This window comes from Candidatus Thermoplasmatota archaeon, from assembly GCA_029907305.1.
Taxonomy (GTDB): Archaea; Thermoplasmatota; E2; order DHVEG-1; family DHVEG-1; genus JARYMC01.
The window spans coordinates 1-18,074 of sequence record JARYMC010000005.1; the positions used below are offsets into that span (position 1 = coordinate 1).

Sequence of the window (18,074 nt, forward strand, 5' to 3'; positions counted from 1 at the left end):
TGTTTTATTTTTTTTCTTTATTGTATTGTTTGCAACCCATCCAGATATGATATTGAAGTTGTTCTACATTTATTTTCCGGACAACGCCGAAAATAAGGAAAGATTTAAATTATAAGATATCATTCCCTATATCTGGAGGTAAAATTATGCCATACACACATCAAGGATGGACATTATATACACGAGATGTAAAATTAAAAGGCGGAAGAAACCAAACAATTTATTTCTTCAGTAAAAGATCACCAAAAAGTGGCAAACCATGTGATTTACCAAGCGGGTACACTGTTGGTGTTAACAAAAGGACTGGTCTTCCATATCTCAAAAAGAGGTAAACAAGACTTTTAACAAAAAAATTACATCTCTCTTCTTCTTTTTTTTATTTTTTAAAATCTGTAATTTGAGTAATATCTTTTTTTGATAAGCCGTTAATAGTGCATGGAAAGAATTTGAGTACATCGAGCGAAAAATCAACGAATAATTTGATAAGAATTTAGTTTCTTGTGAGGTATTCAATTAGCCCTGGTGTAATCACTGGTTTATCGTTAATTATCGGATAACCAAATGGTAGTATTGTTGAATGTACTGAGTCGTGAACAATTTCTATTTCATTTGCAATTTCTATATCACAAAGTCTTAAACCTAGCGATATCGCCTTTGCAACAAAAACCGCACCATCAATTGTTAGCTGGGTTTTACCAAGATGCCTTGTCTCAAAACCAGATTTGTTACTGATCATTTTTTTTGTTCGACCTTTTGGTTTCTCATAACCTAATATTCCACCAACAATGAGTGCATCAATTTTTGAAAAATCTTTTGTTGTTAAAGGTTTTTTAGCCTGTGGATCAAGTACAATACATTTTTTATTACCAAGAATTTCTTTTGCCTTCTTTTTTTCAACTTTACTAATCTTCTTCAAAAAATTAGTTGTTTTTTTATCATTCACTCTTGTGAAAATGGTTTCTCCATCCCATAGTTTAACTGCATGTTTGTACTCGAGTTTCAACCATTCCGATAATATTGGTTCGCAGTGTTCAATAACCAAAACGAGTTGTTTTTTCATATGATTTCATTTTAACGTATTGTATCATGGATTAATTAAATGATTGCTGATTCTCCCCAAAAACTTTTAATAAACACTCGTTTTATATCCTATTATTCCTGTGGGCGGGTAACAAAGTGGCTATGTGACAGACTGCAGATCTGTTTACGAGGGTTCAAATCCCTCTCCGCCCTCTAATAAAAAAATTTGGGGGTTTCTATGTCGAAAAAGAATTTGCATTTGAGACTCTCGCTACTTATTTTTATTTTATTTTTTATATTTTTATTAACAAATCAAATTGTATTTTCGGGCACAAAAACAAACATCGTGATAAACGAGATAATGTACAACCCTGAACAAAACGACAATTACAGCAAATGGATAGAACTATACAACCCAACAAACCAATCAATAAATATCTCAGGTTGGAGTATAACAGATAACACAGCAGAAGATACATTGGAAGGAGATTTTGAACACGGAAACGGAACTACAATCATACCACCCTATAGCTACGCATTGATAGCTGATCACGATACAAAAATATATGAAAACTTCTCAATACCAAACAATGCAATAAAATTATACGTGGATGATCTAACTATAGGCAATGGTCTAGGAAACAACAAAGATAAATTAATATTAAAAGACTCAAATGGAAAAATTATAGATGCAGTTGAGTGGGGCGATGATTACCCTGATGTTCCTGGTTCACCAGCAAATCTCATAGATGAAGGGCATTCACTATGCAGATATATAGATTCATACAACAATGACTCAAGCATTGATTTTTATGATGGAACAAAACCTACACCGGGTGAAATAAACTGTTTTTTACCAACACCAAATCTAAAAATAGATTTATTCCCAAGATACATACCGAAAATACAAAACGGTTCAACATACAGCATACCCTTTGCTGTTAAAGTAAACCTAAGTAACTATCTACAAAACGAGAGCTACCAAATCAAAGCATTTGTAAAAGGTGATCATCCAAACGAAGCATATGCTACACAGACATGGGATGGAAACAAATGGATTTACTCAAACTACTATGTATACAACATAACCACGGATGAGAAAGGAAATTGGTCAGGATGGATGTATCTCAGATTCAAAAAAGACTACGTTGAATATCAAAGAAATATAGAGAACAATAACACAGCGTATGTTACTATAAAAATCAGAAAAGAAAACTCAACATACAAAACCCCTCGTAAAGTGTTTCTACTAGATATGGATAACTCGACATTTAATGGTACAGCAGGTGGCCTTGTTGTAGGCATAGCAGAAAAAAACAATACATGTCTACAAAATAAAACAGTTTTAATCGAAAATGATTCTGGTGTTATAACAGGGTTATATTTCACAGAAAGCAACATGATAGATGATGGCTTGGTTTCAAAACCAGGTTATTTTAAAATAACCTCGCCGGTTGGATCAAACTATAAAATAATGTTTTTAGATGAAAACGGTAGCATAATACATGTTTTATCTAATTTAACTATAGAACAAGGTCGATACAAAGTTGATGTGTATTCACATGAGACTTTTTATCTTGTTAGAAGAAACTCAATGCTAGATATACCTCTTACTATAACGAATGAAGGCGACTTCCAAGATACATTAGACATTGAAATAAAAAATGTATCATGTAGTTGGCGTGCATCACTTAGAAAATATAGCTTAACACTTAAACCTAAAGAAAAATATGATACGTATCTATACGTGATTCCTTGTCAACAGCATGATTGCAAAGGCGTTAATATAACAGTTGTTGTAACATCTAGTAAAGACGTTGGTGAAACAGACGTGATAAATTTAAGGGTTGATTTACTAGCACCAGATCTCACCATACCAAACATAAAGATTTATGATGAGAGAGACAAAGAAAATGATTCAGCTGCACAGGGTGAAACAATACGGATAAAAGCGTATCTGAGAAACATTGGAAATGAAAACGCCTCAGATGTTTATGTAAATTTTTATTATGATAATATAGACAGAGAACATTTTATTGGACAAAAATACTATGACTCAGTTGGTAAATACCAGAAGTATCCATCTGTGGAATGGGATACCATAAAAGTAAAACCAGGTAGTCACACAGTTTTTGTTATAGTAGATGAGGAAGACGAGATAGATGAGTTAGATGAGTCGAATAACCAGTTGTCTATAAAGATCAACATTTATGATACACGGCCTTCAGAGCAATCTAAAAAAATATTGATTACAGAGGTTTACTATCATACACACCCTAGTATAAACAACGAGTTCATAAAAATACACAACCCCTCGGACACTAACATAGATATCTCAGGTTGGTATTTAACAAATCAGCCTTTTAAAAACAAAATGGCGCAGACTAAAATAGTTTTTCCAGAAAACACAACTTTGCTATCAAATCAATCAATATTGGTTACGCAGAACGCTACAGCATATTTCTGGGAGACAGGAAAAAAACCTGATTTTGAACATTATGTGGACTCAGATGAAGAGATACCTCAGATGTATGCAAACAAAAAATTTGTTTTAGCTAATAAAGGCGCTGTTGTTGCATTAAAAAACATGTATAACCACACTATAGACGTGGTTGCGTACGGTTTGGTTGACGTAAATAATTTGAGTGGATGGAACGGCTCAACAGTACCAGATTCTAAAGAAGGGGTTATATTAAAAAGAGTTTTCAGACAAGGTTTACCAGTTGATACTGACACATTTAATGATTGGGTTCAACCCAGGAAATATGGTATAGGCCAAACAGATTTACCTTATCTAAAAATCTCAGGGTTATGTAATATAACAACTTTTGTTTCACCTGATTGCAGCTACGATGTAATAGTTAATGAACTCAGGAAAGCAAACACATCAATATATTTCAACATATACGAGTTTACAAACCCGTTCCTTTGCAACGAACTAATTGAAGCGTTGAAAAGAAATGTTTCAGTGAAAATATTCGCAGAAGGCTCACCAGTGGGCGGGATGGATGATAGAGAAAAATTCATACTAAAAAAGATACTAGATCATGGTGGAGAAGTAAGATTAATAGTAAACGATAAAGCAAAAAAAATCTATGCGAGATACACATTTGATCATGGCAAATATCTGGTGATTGATAATAAAACTGTTATTGTTGAGAGCTGCAACTGGGCTAAAACAGGTGTACCAGTGGATCCAAGTTTTGGTAACCGTGACTGGGGTATTGTTATAAGAAACAAGGATGTAGCAGAATACTTCCTGAATGTTTTTATGGAGGATTACAACCCAGTGAGATGCGATAGCGTTAGTTTCTCTGATTACAATTATTCATTGCCACCTGATTTCTACATGGATGAAACAGTGATAAAAGGCATATATACTCCTAGTTTCAGACAAGGTGATTTCAGCGGAAATTTCTCTGTTACCCCTGTTTTCTCGCCGGATACAAGTTATGATGCTATATGTGATATGATAAAATCCGCGAATAACAGTATCTACATTCAGCAGATGTACATATATAGAGACTGGGATGATAGGATCAATCCTTTTGTTGAGCTACTTGTGAATAAATCACTTTCTGGTGTTGATGTTAAAGTTATATTGAACTACAACCCTAACTATGAGGACACTAATATAAAATGTGTTTTAACAAAAAGGTATTTTGAAAAATATGGTATTGAGGTAAAGTTCATATTCACAAACTGGTCTTGTTTCACCAACATTCATAACAAAGGTATGATAGTTGACAACAAGTCTGTTTTGATATCTAGCGTTAACTGGAATGAAAACTCTGTTGTTCGTAACCGTGAAGCAGGCGTTATAATAGAAAATGAGGCAGTGGCAGGTTATTATGTTAACGTTTTCTTTTATGATTGGGATCTTGATTTTTTAAAAATTAGTTCTTTAAAATCTAATTCATCAAAAACTGGTTTTTCTAAACTTAATTTTTCTGAAACAGATTTAGAAAATGCAGAAACGCCTGTGAAACATCAGAACACTATTTATATCATGGTTATATTTACAATGACTTTCGTTGTTATAGCACGTGACTGGAGAAAAAGAAAATGGGAATGATATTTCTTTCTTTGCAACCGATTTCTATATTTTCTATATTAGCGATTTGTATAATGATCAGTGCACTTGTTATCGCTTATTTTAAAAAATGGATGATAACGTATGCGATACTTATAGCAAATCTAGTTGTTTTTATTATTACCTTAGTTTTTCAGGAAAAGATTTATGGCCATTTGGTTAGTACAATAATTATTGATTTGGGTTTTAGACCCATTTATCTATCACTGGATTATTTGCCAAAGATTTACACATTGTTCACATCAATGTTTGTTCATAGCGGTTTTTTTCATATTTTTGGTAACATGATAATTTTTTTCTTCATGGGCATGGCTTTTGAGCAGAGGATAGGTGCAAAGAAATTTTTAGCGATATATCTAGTGACCGGTGTTTGTGGTGCATTGACTCATTCGTTACTTAATCTTGGATCAGATATTTTACTTGTTGGTGCATCTGGCGCTATTTTTGGTATACTAGGTGCTTTCGCCTATTCTTATCCACGAGATGAGGTTGTTATGCCGATACCGATTGGCATAATGTTCATCATGCGGATTAAGGTGTTGTATGCTGCTATTATTTTTGCAGTCTTTGAAACCATAATAGTATGGCTTGATGTTCAGGATACAACTGCACACTATGCTCACCTAGGTGGTTTAATCAGCGGTGTTATTTTAGCTGCGTTGCTTATAAGAACTAAAAGACCCGAAGGTGATACATCATCTGCAACTATCTCTTATGACTCTTATGCAACTCAGAAACCAGGGAAAATAAATTTTTCCAGCCTAAGAGAGCTGGCAACTACGCCTGAGCTTAAGGATATGTTAAACCGAATAGAACACGAGACAGTACCACAGGTTAGAGACATATGGTTTGAGCATTTCATAGAAAAAACTAGATGCCCTAGATGCGGGAAAACTTTGAATCATTTTGACAAGGATATTTGGTGTGAAAGCTGTGGTTTTAAAATACGATATTAAAAAATTTTTTTAGAAAAAAAAGTTGAGACCAACTAGTTGACCATGGTAATAAAGACTCGATATCATATATCCTAGTATAGCGCCACCTGCTAGGCATGGTAGTCCTGCTTGTGGTTTGCCTTTTATAACAAAAAACATCAATATTGCGAAACCCACAAGTGTACCAGCCATAACAGAGAGAGCTATCGGCAAACCGTTTTCTATAAAACGATAAACAGATGCAACAAGAAGACCCGGCATCACAACATCACCAAGTCCCATGAAAAAAGCATCTCTTTCTTCACCGGTTTTTAGTTTTTCTTTCAGGCTTTTAGTTTCTTTTATAAGTGAATAATGTCTGATTTTTGGTACAACTAGAAGAACAGGTAGTTTAAGGTCTATTACAGTGTCAGCTAGATCAATCATGTGTTTTGTTTTATAAACGGATATCGCATCATAAACAATAAGACATAACAATAGGATTATTACTAAAAGTATGCCTAGAGAGATACCGAGTATTGCGATGGCGCTTGCACCAACCATAATCCCACATATATCGATTACGTACCACTCTGGGAATTTAATCAATGCTAATAATAAGATAGCTGTTGATAAAGCTGAGATAAATAGATAAAACCATAGCGGCAAATCAGGTAAAAAAATACCATAAATTGGTAAGAAAAAAGCAAAAAAAATTGTGTAACCAATCGCACCCAAAAGAAGGATGTGTAAAATCTTTTTTTTCCAGTATTTTGCAATAATTAATATAATACCTGTTACAACCAATAATGTAATTAGAATATATGCTAGATTCAATGGATCGTTTACATCATCAAATGCTTGCATGCCAGCTGCAACAAAAGGTTTTACTATCAACAAAGCCAGCCCTTGTATAAAAATGAATAAAACCGCCATCAAAAAAATTGGGAAAAAATCTCTGGATGCATTTTTAGGCTCGTTCATAGTTTCTCGTGAATAAATTAATTGTATTTAATGGGTTTGATTCTCAGAACATAAAACAAAAGTTTTTGTATACCATCTAATTAAACTGTAATAGTATTAATTATGAATAAAGGCAGATTAACGTTTGTTGGACTTGGTCTTTACGACGAGAAAGACATATCATTAAAGGGTTTGGATGAAATCAAAAACTGCGATAAGGTTTACGCTGAGTTCTATACTGCAAAGCTTGTTGGTACAGATATAAAAAAGATTGAAAAAACCGTTGGTAAAAATATAGAAGTATTGTCTAGAGATGAAACTGAGAAAGGTGATATAATCCTGGATTTTGCTAAAAACAAAAAGGTTGTTTTTTTGACTTGTGGTGATCCTATGGCTGCTACTACTCATGTTGATCTGAGACTTAGAGCTGCCAGCAAGGGTATTGAAACAAAGATAGTACATGGTAGTAGTATTATGACTGCTGTACCAGGTTTGCTTGGTTTGCAAAATTACAAGTTTGGTAGGACAACAACATTGGTTTTTCCTGAAAAAAATTATTTTCCAATCAGCCCATATGAGGTTATTAGGGATAATAAAAAGATGGGGTTGCATACGCTTGTTCTTCTTGATATACAGGCAGATAAAAACAGGTTTATGACTGCTAACGAAGGGTTGGAGCTGCTTTTACAGATGGAGAAAAAGCAAAAAGAAAATGTTCTGAGTGAGGATAGCGTGGTTTGTGTTGTAGCCCATGCTGGCTCAGATAAACCACTTGTTGTTGCTAACAGTATTGTTTTCTTGGAAAAAATGGATTTTGGTCCTCCTCTTCACACGATTGTTGTACCTGGTAATCTGCATTTTATGGAAATAGAATCATTAATAAGGTTTGCTGGTTTGCCAATTATGTTGGGTGAGAAATGCAAAAACTAAAATAATAAATGCTATATTAGCCTAGATCAAGGAGTAATGGATGCCTCAGCAAAAAGAAGATTTTGTCGGTGTTATATACGGAGATGTTGGTTCAACTGAGTTTAATTTTACTGTTAATAGTCAGGGTATACGCAAGTTTGACTACATTGCTGCACCACACAGAGAAGGATACATACTAGCGCAAGTTATGGATATTAAAAGGTATTCTGATCTAAAGTTTGAGGAGGCATCGACTCTTAAAAGCAGTGGAGAAATACCATATATTAAAAGCGACCTCTCAGCTTATGCTGGTGTAATTGGTTATAGGGATAAATCAGGTAACCTGCAGGTTCCCCGCACCCCTTTTGAGGCTGGTAGTAAAATAATACCTGCTGATGAAGGCTTGATTAGGCATGTGCTTAATCTACATGCGGATAAGGAGAGCGGTGCGTACATCGGCCTGTTGAAGGGTCATAATCTACCTGTCTATCTTAATATAGACTCAATGGTTCAAAAACATGTGTGCATATTAGCTAAAACAGGTGGGGGAAAAAGTTATGCCTGTGGTGTACTTGTTGAAGAGATGTTGAAAAAAAAGGTGCCTCTTGTTATAATTGATACACATGGTGAATATGTTTCGTTAAAGCATCCTAACAAAGAAAAAAAAGATCAAAAGAACATGGAGAGGTTTAATGTTAAACCACGTGAGTATTCTAGTCAAATAGTTGAGTATACGCCTCTTAGTAGTCGTACTGACGTAGAGCATCTCACACTAACTGGTGTAAACCTTGAGGCGCGAGAGATAATAGATCTGCTCTCAGCTAAACTCTCAGGTCCACAAATAGGTGTTTTGTATCAAGCTATAAAAGAAGTTAAAGAGTTTAAAAAAGTTTATACAATCAGGGATATAATAGATGCGGTTAACCATAGTAAAAGTGGTGCGAAATGGAATGTTATAGCATCTCTTGAATCACTAGAATCAATAGGTGTTTTTTCTGAAAAAGGTACTGATACACATGAGATCGTCCAGAAAGGGAGATGCTCGATAATCAACATGAAGGGTGTACCACCTGATATACAGGAGGTTGTTGTTGCACGTCTTACAAAAGAGTTGTTTGAGGATCGTAAATCAGGGAAGATACCTCCGTTTCTATTGATTGTTGAAGAGGCACATAACTACTGCCCGGAGAGAGGTTTTGGTAACGCTGTTTCTTCTAGTATGCTTAGAACAGTTGCATCTGAGGGGCGAAAGTTTGGTATGGGTCTTTGTGTTGTTAGTCAACGTCCAGCAAAAATCGACAAAAACATAATATCACAATGCAACACAAACATTATTTTGAAGGTAACAAACCCAAATGATTTGAAAGCTATTGTTCAATCAGTTGAGGGGTTAACTACCCACACAGCTGATGAGATACAGAGGCTACCTGTTGGTGTCGCTCTCATATCTGGTGCATCCATACAGATACCTATAATGGTTGATATACGGACGAGAGAGACAAGTCATGGTGGTAAATCAGTTACTATATTCAGAGGTGAAAGCGAATCAAATTATGTACCAAAGATACCTAAGATGCCTGCACCCACGCCTCAGCAACAAGAAAAACCTCCTACACAAAGCCAACCTCAGAAAAGCAATAATTTTACTAAAAAAGCAGAAAACGTACACAGAGTAGCAAACAGGTTAGGTTGGGTTTCTACTACCAAACCAGATGACACGATAAGTTTCTTAGCTAAAGAGGCTGAGAAAATGAAGGAAAACGTCTACCGCTACCTGGAATCTCTGGATAAACTAGGCGAAAACTTCTGCCATGAAAACAACCCAGAATGCGTCAGATGCCCGATGAACCAGGGATGCAAATACCACAGAACACGTATGGTGAAAAAAGGTTTTTTTAGAAGATAAACTCTATGAACAAAAAAATAGTTGTTACACTGGTTCTGCTCATAATTTTTTTAATAAATTGTACAACAGGATGCATGGATTATTTTGGTTTAAATGATGGTGGTTTAACTTATGAGAAGCAACCAGTGAAAATCTCATATAACATAAGATATGGTTATGAGATAGATTGCAGTGGCACCGGAAGTTTCAGGATAAACTATGAGTGTGATCTACCAGAAGTACTAATCGGATCTGCAATAACAAAACAGATAATATACCCTTATAATTATACAACTATAAATTTGGCGAACAATGCAATTGCGCAGTGGAATATTAGCGGGAAAAACAAAAATAGTTATAAACTTGGTGTTAGTGCGACTGTCGTCGCAGAAGGGGTTCTTGTATCTGATCTTAATGGCGTTGATGCATTAACTTTAGATGAAATCAAAACTTTTTATCCAGATGTTTTCAGTCAATATACAAAAGAACAGTCAGTAAACAACACTATTTACATAGACCCAAATAATGAGTATATAAAATTAGTTGCCCAAAACATAAAAAACCAAGCAAATACAAACAATTCTTTTGTTATAGCGAAAAAACTTTTTATCTGGCTTAAACAAAACACAAGTTATAGGACGCATATTACTGATGTCAGCGTACAGCCAGCTGGTATGACGATAACTGAGAAAACAGGTGACTGCGATGACCTATCATTTTTGTACATATCACTATGTCGTTCAGTTGGCATACCAGCGAGGTTCATAAGAGGATTCCTGGTTGATTTAACTAACAATAATGTGACTGGTGCTGTTGCACATGCTTGGGTAGAGGTTTTCGTTGGCGGAAATATTGGTAACAGTGGTTGGATCCCGGTTGAATGCGCATGCCCCTCAAAGGATATGAATATACAGGTTAACCAGAATTTTGGTGTAGAGACAGCTGATCATTTACGTTTATTCCAGGATGATGGTAGTAATATGTCAATGAACATGTCGATCTCTGGACCAAAAGTTTTCTATGAAAATCATATGCATATAGATATGACGCCTTTTGTTGAAATAGAGGATTTTGAGGTTTTAGAAGAAAAAATGCTTTTTGTTGATTCAAAAGGTTATAGAACATATAAAACTCTGTAAAAATTTTTTTTTTTGAAACATTTTTTTAGAGGGGATAGTTAGTTTTTAATAGGGGAAAAACTTTAATTTTTAAAACTAAGCATTTAAATATTAAAAGTGCATACTGCCTTAACCTTATCTATAGGGTGAACTATGGGAAAAGGAATCAATGCTGCAAGAAAACTAAAGAAAAACCGTAAAAAACAACGTTGGAGTAGTAGATACTATAAAAGGCGTGTATTAAAACTTAAACAAAAAGCAGATCCACTTGAGGGAGTGCCACAGGCAAAGGGTATAGTAATTGAAAAAGTTGGTGTAGAAGCAAAACAGCCTAACTCAGCGATTCGTAAATGCGTCAAGGTGCAGCTTATAAAGAATGGTAGGCAGATCACTGCTTTTGCTCCTGGTAACAAAGCGATTGGTTTCATTGATGAGCATGATGAGGTACTTGTTGAGGGTATTGGTGGTAGGATGGGTAGAAGCTACGGTGATATCCCTGGTGTTAGATTCAAGGTTATTAAAGTTAATGATGTGTCTCTTCAGGAGCTAGTTGAGGGTAAGATTGAGAAACCAATGAGAAGATAGTTATGGTAGATGGAAAAAGAAGCAAGGATGAGAATGATTTTTTCCCGGTTTTGTCAAAGTATGATATGAGTACTGTTAAAATTGAGGATGCTGGTCTTGCTAAATATATTAATCTAGATATCAATAAAGTTTTTTTAGGTGGTGTTTATGCCAACAAGATTTTTGGTAAATCTAAGATGTCTATAGTTGAGCGTTTGATAAATAACTTGATGCGCACAGAAAATTATAATGGTAAAAAAACTAAGGCGTATAAGGTTGTTAGAGAGGCTTTTAATATTATTGATAGTAAGACTAAAACTAATCCTATTCAGGTTCTTGTGGATGCGCTTCAGAATGCTGCGCCTAAGGAGGAGACAACTAGGTTGCAGTATGGTGGTATATCTGTTCCAAAGGCTGTTGACGTTGCTCCGCAGAGACGTCTTGATTTAGCTATTAGAAATATTTGTATGGGTGCTATTTCTGCGACCCGGGGTAACAAAAAACGTATTGAGGATTGTCTAGCTGAGGAGATTATAAAGGCGTCTAAGAATGATGCTACCTCTTTTGCTATAGCGAAGAAAAACGATGTTGAGCGTATCGCCAAATCAGCTAGGTAAAAAATAATTTAGAAGATTTATGAGTTGTTGTTTGGGGTAGTTTGATATGGGACGAAAAGAGGATAACATTAAGAGAGCAAAGGATTTGATGAATAAACTTGATCATATTCGCAACATTGGTACAGCTGCGCACATAGATCATGGCAAGACTACTTTTTCAGATAATCTGCTTGCTGGTTGTGGTATGATGAGTGAAGAACTCGCTGGTAAACAACTAGTTTTGGATTATGATGAGCAGGAGCAGGCTAGGGGTATTACGATTAATGCTGCTGCTGCTTCAATGGTTCACACATTTGAAGGAAAAGATTATTTAATCAATCTTATTGACACACCCGGGCATGTTGATTTTGGAGGTGATGTAACTCGTGCTATGCGTGCCCTTGATGGATGCATTGTTTTAGTTTGTGCAGTAGAGGGGGCTATGCCTCAGACTGAGACTGTTATAAGACAGGCGCTTCATGAGAAGGTTAAACCTGTTTTGTTTATAAACAAGGTTGATCGTTTGATTAATGAGCTACGTGTTACACCTGAGGAGATGCAGCAGCGTTTTGTGAAGATTATTACGAGATTTAATGAGTTGGTTAATAAAACAGTACCTGAGGAGTTCAAAGGCAAATGGAATGTTAAAGTTGAGGAGGGTACTGTTGCTTTTGGTTCTGCTTTTTACAACTGGGCTATTTCTGCGCCTTATATGAAAAAATCAGGGCTCAGTTTTAAGGACATATATGAGTATTGTAGGAAGAATGATCAGAAAACATTGGCGAAGAAACTTCCTATACACGAAGTTATACTTGATATGGTCGTAGATAATTTACCATCGCCTGCTCAGGCGCAAAAATATAGGATACCACATATCTGGAAGGGTGATCTAGATAGCGAGATTGGTAGAAGCATGGTTGAATGCAAGGACACTGGTCCTCTTGCTTTGATGGTTACTAAGATCATTATTGATCCTCATGCTGGTGAGTGTGTTGTTGGTAGGGTGTTCAGCGGGAAAGTTGAGCGTGGACAGGAAGTTTATGTCGCGGGTATGCCCAAGCCTAACCGTGTTCAACAAGTTAATCTCATGGTTGGTGCTGATAGGATACCTGTTGATTTTGTTAGCGCTGGTAACATCGTTGCTCTAACTGGTGTTAGGGATGCGATTGCTGGTAGCACAGTTACATCTCTTCCTGATGTAGAGCCTTTTGAGAAGATTGTACACATCTCAGAACCTGTTGTTACAGTGGCTGTTGAGGCAAAGAATGCTAAGGATCTGCCCAAATTGATAGAAGTGCTCCGTATGATCTCAAAGGCCGATCCTAGTATACAGGTTACTATTAATCAGGAGACTGGTGAGAACCTTATGTCTGGTATGGGTGAACTGCATCTTGAGATCACAGAATATAGGATTAGAAATGAGCATAAAGTTGACATTGTTTGTTCAGAACCAATAGTGGTATACAGAGAGAGTGTAGGCAAGAAAAGCCCTGAGGCTTTTGAGGGAAAATCACCAAACAAGCATAACCGTTTCTACATAGAGGTTGAGCCGCTTCCTGAGAATGTTGTGAAGGCGATATATAACGGTGATATACCTGAGAATGTTAAGAAATTTAAGAAAGAAACAGCGAGGTTATTGCAGGATCTTGGTATGGATAAGGAGGTTGCGAAAGGAGTATTTGGTATATGTGGTCTTAATATGATCTCTGATGTGACAAAAGGTATTCAGTATCTTTTTGAGACAAGGGAGCTTATCAAGGAGGCTTTTGATGAGGTTATGAAAAGTGGTCCTATTGCGTCAGAGCCTTGTCAGGGGATATTAGTTAAACTGGTTGATGCCAAGTTGCATGAGGATGCTATACATCGTGGTCCCGCTCAGGTTATACCAGCTGTTAGAAACGCTATATATGGTGCTATAACTATATCTGATCCGATACTGCTTGAGCCCATGCAGAAGGTTTTCATTAGCACGCCACAGGAGATCATGGGGGATGCGACAAGGGAGCTTAATCAGAGACGTGCAGTAATACGTGATATGATAACGGAGGGGGATACAGTTAATATAGATGCTAAAGCACCTGTTGCTGATATGTTTGGTTTTGCATCAGCAATACGCTCAGCTACGGGTGGTCGTGTTCTTTGGAACACAGAAAACATGGGGTTCGAGCCTTTACCGAGGAATTTACAGCCACAGGTCGTTAAACAAATCAGGGAGAGAAAAGGTTTGAAACCAGAGCCTTACCCAGCTAGTTACTATATGGGGTAAAAATACCCTTTTACTCCAATATAATTTTTAACTCATATAATTCTTAACTCAATTTCATATAAACATATAACATATGAAATACATTTCGTATTTTAGAAAAATTACATGCCTCTTATCATAAAAAAATCATAAACCAAATATAGTGGACCATGTTACAGTTTTTTGGAGATGCACTATGGAAAGAGGAATTATTCCCATAAATAAAGACTATGAACTTGAATACCGCTACTACGATAAAGACACAAATTATAAGTATTTTAACAGAAAATTCGAAATCTATCTGATAGGGAAAAAGGCTCTGAAAAAAACATATATCCTGCATATGGATAACTGTGATACGACACCTGGTAGATGGTCACCGCATGTACACAAAGCATCTAATGTAAATAAAAAACTTTATTTTGGTGTTACAACACTCAACTGGCATGATATAAAAGATAATTTTATCAGCTGTGTATCTGCTGAGATAGGACCAGAGAACGAGAAATTTGTTAGGAAAGCTGTTGCACAGCTGTCGTCCCCAAAAATATAGTAGATGAAAAACTATTTTTTCCTGATTTTGTAAAATAAAAAAATGATTACACAAGAAATTAGATACCAAAATATCACATCTAAAACAATAAAAAAATAATTAAAATATTCTGTTGGTTGGGGCGGATTAGGTAAAGCAGCGGGATGATGAATAGAATGATATACAAATGGAAAACCTTCACTATGTGTACATCCTCCACCCATAGTCATACAATTAGGCTCATTATAAGAAATCAGCAAGGCAGGAAGAAGAATAATAACTGTCAACAAAATTTTTTTCCAATCTGGTTTTAAAATCTTCTTCCAAATCATAATTATGACCAATTGAAGAGTTTATTTGAATCTTTTGATAAATATTAGTCAAATCTAATATTCAGTAATCCTATATTTACCGTGCATAGGCTCGTATATCTGCCCGTTACGTTTCAGTCTCTCAAGAGCTTCTTCAACCTTGGTTGACTCGATACCGATTATCTCTGCTTCTCTAATTATATCTCCCCTAGCTGCGTTACCATCCTTTGACTCGTTACATAACTTCTGTATTATATCCATAAGGGTACGCATCCTCTCGTGTTGACTATGACTGATACCTGTTGCGATTATGTCTATATCAAATTTACCCGTTTCTCTATCCAGGCCAACTCTCCTCAGGTATTTATCTATGATTGATATAGCTCTTCTGGCATCATCAACCGTGATTTCTTCACTTAGTCTAACACGTGCGCTCGCCTCAGCTAGTCTAACGAAAGCCTCGAGTTGCCTAGGCGTGAATGGAACAGAATCCTCAGATGAGCTTCTGAGATCCACATAGTAGTTTTTAAGTATCTCAAAAGCTTCATCGTTCATCACAGGATACACGTTTCTTTTTGCGTACGCAACATATTTCCTTAGGAAATCTGGTTCAAAAATAGGCATAACGTTTTCCATCAGGTTTTCTTGTTCCTTTTTTGTGTACTTAGATTTCTTGGATTTCGCGATGTTTTCACTAACTTCACCAGCTTTGTGTGTTCGCAAAACATGCGTAGCAAGGTCGGTATCAAACTTCTTGTTTGGTTTATCTATTATTGAAAAAATCAGGTCAAAACGAGACAACAAAGCAGGTGGCATGTTGATCTGCTCATGGATAGGCATATATTCATCAAAACGCCCGAGTTTGGGGTTAGCAGCAGCAAGCAGAGCACAACGGGATTTAAGCGTAGCATTAATACCAGCTTTGGCAACAGAGATTTCTTGTTGTTCCATAGCCTGATGAAGAGCACTCCTATCAGATTCATCCATCTTATCAATCTCATCAATACAGGCTATGCCCATATCAGCTAGAACTAACGCACCAGCCTCGAGAGTCCACTGTCCTTCACCAAACTCATCACGTACAGCTGCAGCAGTAAGACCAGCGGCAGATGATGCCTTACCGGATGCGTAGATGCTTCTTGGAGCGAGTTTAGACATATAAGAGAGCAACTGTGATTTAGCTGTACCAGGGTCGCCAACCAACAGTGTGTGAATATCACCCCTGATGTATGTACCATCTGGCATCTTCTTCGACAAACCACCAAAAAGCTGCAGAACCAAAGCCTCTTTTTCAGTGTCCATACCATAAATAGTCGGTGCCATACTCTGCCTCATCTTCTCATAAATAGCAGGGTCTTTACTAACCCTGATGATCTCTTTTTCATCCTCTTCAGTAACCTCAACTTCCTCAAAAGCTAGTTCTTGCCGCTCTATGCTACGTGCATCCATGATTTTATCAAAAGAAGTAAGACGATACGTACCGTGCCTTCTCTGCATAGAATGAAGAATACCATTAACAATGATACGATCACCAGGTGCTATCTCACCAACAAGGTCATCCTCAAGATAAACACTGATTCTCTCTGGTTGTGCACCACCACGAAGACCCTCAGGGTTCTCCTGCACCTCAATCTTCTGCGAATCAATAAAAGTAGACAAACTAGTCATAAGCTTAAAAGAAGAAACCCTACCACAGCCACCCTGATCCTCATAACACTCAGAAGGCTCCTTCAAAATATCCTCCTCCTGCTCAACTCTGAGAATAGCACCGCATTTCTGACACTGAAAAGCAGCAACCTGAAGCTTAGGACGAACCTCAGTAACCTTCTTAACTAAACCCTCAACAGCAGCATATTTACCAAGATGATGAGAGCGGATCTTACGAATCAAAATCTTATGAGTATCAGGTAAATCAAAAACCCGGAAATGAAGTTTCAATTTATTTTCAACAGCAACATCAATGTTCTTAAGAGCCTCCTCAGCATTAAAAATCGCTTTATACGGCTGGTTGATAATCATCTCAGAAAGCTTAGAATCATACCTATCAATATCCCAGTAATTAACAAAAAGACTACGTTTATCAGGATAAGACAGAGCAACAGTCTCGATATCAGACCTACTGTTCTCCTCAAAAAAATTCTCCCAAGTAGATACTAAACTCTCATCCTTAAGTAACTGAACCATATAAGTTCCCCCAAATCAAATTGTAAAATTTAGAATAACTGAACTATTTAATAAACTTATATGAAATTTTAGCGGGCGCAGGAACACCAAAGAGTGGCTGCACGTTTCATCTATTGACTACCCACATGCATCCTTGACCCCGCTAACCCAATGAGCACCAGCAGTTTGCGGTAAGGCTGCTCACTTCCGTGCCTCACCCGGTCCCCGCAACTAAGATGCGCGTATAGCCCTCCGGCCATACACAATCATCACCTCTGATCCCAAAGGACGAGGTTTCATCGTCAACACATGGATCAACAAATGCTCGTTACATCGCCTCTTGGTTTCGACCCCAGCATATCGGCGATTTCTGGTTACAGGGAACGCCTACCTCCCCGGTCTATCCTACGCCTATCGCCATTAAACCTAAACACGTTTATAGTGATCTACGCCAGATTATCAACAAATTCCTAAAGAACTGGAAGAACACCAAAGCCAAAGCAATAGACAGAAAAGCAAGGTCACGGGCTATATAAAGCCAATCATAAGCGCCACCCATAGCGGAATAAGAAAGACAATCAATAACAAGCAAATATATAAACAAAGCTATTATGAAAAACAATATTACATTAATATAAAACGACCATTTATACCATGTTTTCTTCCCTATAGGAACAATACTCTCAGCCATTATTTCAGCTCCTCTCAGTTTAACAAGGCAATAATCTACAGATATAAGAAAGTTATGATTTAAATACTCT

The 18,074-nt window shown here is 36.6% G+C and carries 15 protein-coding genes, 1 tRNA gene and 1 other RNA gene; 11 read left to right on the top strand and 6 right to left on the bottom strand.

Annotation, left to right across the window (positions count from 1 at the left end):
- The first annotated feature begins 146 nt into the window (after positions 1-146).
- A complete protein-coding gene (locus tag QHH19_00680; GenBank protein ID MDH7516856.1) occupies positions 147-332 on the top strand; it encodes a hypothetical protein in 186 nt (61 codons plus the stop codon).
- Between the two features lie 158 nt (positions 333-490).
- Here QHH19_00680 and QHH19_00685 read toward each other — a convergent pair whose 3' ends face one another.
- Positions 491-1,060 carry a hypothetical protein gene (locus QHH19_00685; GenBank protein MDH7516857.1) on the bottom strand — a complete coding sequence of 190 codons (570 nt, stop codon included), beginning with the start codon at positions 1,058-1,060 and terminating at the stop codon, positions 491-493.
- Between the two features lie 102 nt (positions 1,061-1,162).
- Between QHH19_00685 and QHH19_00690 the strand changes: the two genes are divergently transcribed.
- The 3 genes from QHH19_00690 (at position 1,163) to QHH19_00700 (ending at position 6,069) form a co-directional block, all read left to right on the top strand.
- Positions 1,163-1,233, top strand: a tRNA-Cys gene (locus QHH19_00690).
- Positions 1,234-1,258: 25 nt separating this feature from the next.
- On the top strand, positions 1,259-5,095 hold the full coding sequence (locus QHH19_00695) for a phospholipase D-like domain-containing protein (protein MDH7516858.1): 3,837 nt from the start codon (positions 1,259-1,261) through the stop codon (positions 5,093-5,095).
- Entirely contained in the window at positions 5,086-6,069 is a 984-nt protein-coding gene (locus QHH19_00700) for a rhomboid family intramembrane serine protease (GenBank protein MDH7516859.1), read from the top strand. The genes QHH19_00695 and QHH19_00700 overlap by 10 nt, the downstream gene beginning before the upstream one ends.
- Before the next feature lie 9 nt (positions 6,070-6,078).
- On the opposite strand, the gene QHH19_00705 is transcribed toward QHH19_00700, so the two are convergent.
- Entirely contained in the window at positions 6,079-7,011 is a 933-nt protein-coding gene (locus tag QHH19_00705) for a presenilin family intramembrane aspartyl protease (protein MDH7516860.1), read from the bottom strand.
- A gap of 102 nt (positions 7,012-7,113) precedes the next feature.
- On the opposite strand from QHH19_00705, the gene dph5 reads away from it, so the two are divergent.
- The 7 genes from dph5 (at position 7,114) to QHH19_00740 (ending at position 14,860) form a co-directional block, all read left to right on the top strand.
- Complete coding sequence (gene dph5, locus QHH19_00710) at positions 7,114-7,920, top strand: diphthine synthase (GenBank protein ID MDH7516861.1); 807 nt, start codon at positions 7,114-7,116, stop codon at positions 7,918-7,920.
- Between the two features lie 40 nt (positions 7,921-7,960).
- Positions 7,961-9,805 (top strand): DUF87 domain-containing protein, encoded by a 1,845-nt coding sequence (locus QHH19_00715; GenBank protein ID MDH7516862.1) that lies wholly within the window; start codon positions 7,961-7,963, stop codon positions 9,803-9,805.
- A 5-nt stretch (positions 9,806-9,810) separates the two neighbouring features.
- The gene (locus tag QHH19_00720) at positions 9,811-10,923 is read left to right on the top strand and encodes a transglutaminase-like domain-containing protein (protein ID MDH7516863.1); all 1,113 of its coding nucleotides are present in this window, start codon (positions 9,811-9,813) and stop codon (positions 10,921-10,923) included.
- Between the two features lie 132 nt (positions 10,924-11,055).
- The gene (locus tag QHH19_00725) at positions 11,056-11,487 is read left to right on the top strand and encodes a 30S ribosomal protein S12 (protein MDH7516864.1); all 432 of its coding nucleotides are present in this window, start codon (positions 11,056-11,058) and stop codon (positions 11,485-11,487) included.
- Positions 11,488-11,489: 2 nt separating this feature from the next.
- Positions 11,490-12,083 (top strand): 30S ribosomal protein S7, encoded by a 594-nt coding sequence (locus QHH19_00730; protein MDH7516865.1) that lies wholly within the window; start codon positions 11,490-11,492, stop codon positions 12,081-12,083.
- 46 nt (positions 12,084-12,129) lie between these two features.
- On the top strand, positions 12,130-14,328 hold the full coding sequence (locus QHH19_00735; protein MDH7516866.1) for an elongation factor EF-2: 2,199 nt from the start codon (positions 12,130-12,132) through the stop codon (positions 14,326-14,328).
- A gap of 175 nt (positions 14,329-14,503) precedes the next feature.
- On the top strand, positions 14,504-14,860 hold the full coding sequence (locus QHH19_00740; protein MDH7516867.1) for a hypothetical protein: 357 nt from the start codon (positions 14,504-14,506) through the stop codon (positions 14,858-14,860).
- 11 nt (positions 14,861-14,871) lie between these two features.
- Here QHH19_00740 and QHH19_00745 read toward each other — a convergent pair whose 3' ends face one another.
- The 4 genes from QHH19_00745 to QHH19_00760 all read right to left on the bottom strand — a co-directional run bounded on the left by QHH19_00745 (position 14,872) and on the right by QHH19_00760 (position 18,004).
- On the bottom strand, positions 14,872-15,171 hold the full coding sequence (locus tag QHH19_00745; GenBank protein MDH7516868.1) for a hypothetical protein: 300 nt from the start codon (positions 15,169-15,171) through the stop codon (positions 14,872-14,874).
- A 54-nt stretch (positions 15,172-15,225) separates the two neighbouring features.
- Positions 15,226-17,334 carry a minichromosome maintenance protein MCM gene (locus QHH19_00750; protein ID MDH7516869.1) on the bottom strand — a complete coding sequence of 703 codons (2,109 nt, stop codon included), beginning with the start codon at positions 17,332-17,334 and terminating at the stop codon, positions 15,226-15,228.
- A 75-nt stretch (positions 17,335-17,409) separates the two neighbouring features.
- Positions 17,410-17,724: signal recognition particle sRNA (gene ffs, locus QHH19_00755), an RNA gene on the bottom strand.
- 25 nt (positions 17,725-17,749) lie between these two features.
- Entirely contained in the window at positions 17,750-18,004 is a 255-nt protein-coding gene (locus QHH19_00760; GenBank protein MDH7516870.1) for a hypothetical protein, read from the bottom strand.
- Positions 18,005-18,074: the final 70 nt, after the last annotated feature.

Coding starts and splice junctions, on each gene's coding strand:
- QHH19_00750 (MDH7516869.1), bottom strand. CDS start 17,334: ATGGTTCAGTTACTTAAGGATGAGAGTTTAGTATCTACTTGGGAGAAT.
- QHH19_00715 (MDH7516862.1), top strand. CDS start 7,961: ATGCCTCAGCAAAAAGAAGATTTTGTCGGTGTTATATACGGAGATGTT.
- QHH19_00745 (MDH7516868.1), bottom strand. CDS start 15,171: ATGATTTGGAAGAAGATTTTAAAACCAGATTGGAAAAAAATTTTGTTG.
- QHH19_00725 (MDH7516864.1), top strand. CDS start 11,056: ATGGGAAAAGGAATCAATGCTGCAAGAAAACTAAAGAAAAACCGTAAA.
- QHH19_00705 (MDH7516860.1), bottom strand. CDS start 7,011: ATGAACGAGCCTAAAAATGCATCCAGAGATTTTTTCCCAATTTTTTTG.
- QHH19_00720 (MDH7516863.1), top strand. CDS start 9,811: ATGAACAAAAAAATAGTTGTTACACTGGTTCTGCTCATAATTTTTTTA.
- QHH19_00695 (MDH7516858.1), top strand. CDS start 1,259: ATGTCGAAAAAGAATTTGCATTTGAGACTCTCGCTACTTATTTTTATT.
- QHH19_00760 (MDH7516870.1), bottom strand. CDS start 18,004: ATGGCTGAGAGTATTGTTCCTATAGGGAAGAAAACATGGTATAAATGG.
- QHH19_00730 (MDH7516865.1), top strand. CDS start 11,490: ATGGTAGATGGAAAAAGAAGCAAGGATGAGAATGATTTTTTCCCGGTT.
- dph5 (MDH7516861.1), top strand. CDS start 7,114: ATGAATAAAGGCAGATTAACGTTTGTTGGACTTGGTCTTTACGACGAG.
- QHH19_00685 (MDH7516857.1), bottom strand. CDS start 1,060: ATGAAAAAACAACTCGTTTTGGTTATTGAACACTGCGAACCAATATTA.
- QHH19_00740 (MDH7516867.1), top strand. CDS start 14,504: ATGGAAAGAGGAATTATTCCCATAAATAAAGACTATGAACTTGAATAC.
- QHH19_00680 (MDH7516856.1), top strand. CDS start 147: ATGCCATACACACATCAAGGATGGACATTATATACACGAGATGTAAAA.
- QHH19_00700 (MDH7516859.1), top strand. CDS start 5,086: ATGGGAATGATATTTCTTTCTTTGCAACCGATTTCTATATTTTCTATA.
- QHH19_00735 (MDH7516866.1), top strand. CDS start 12,130: ATGGGACGAAAAGAGGATAACATTAAGAGAGCAAAGGATTTGATGAAT.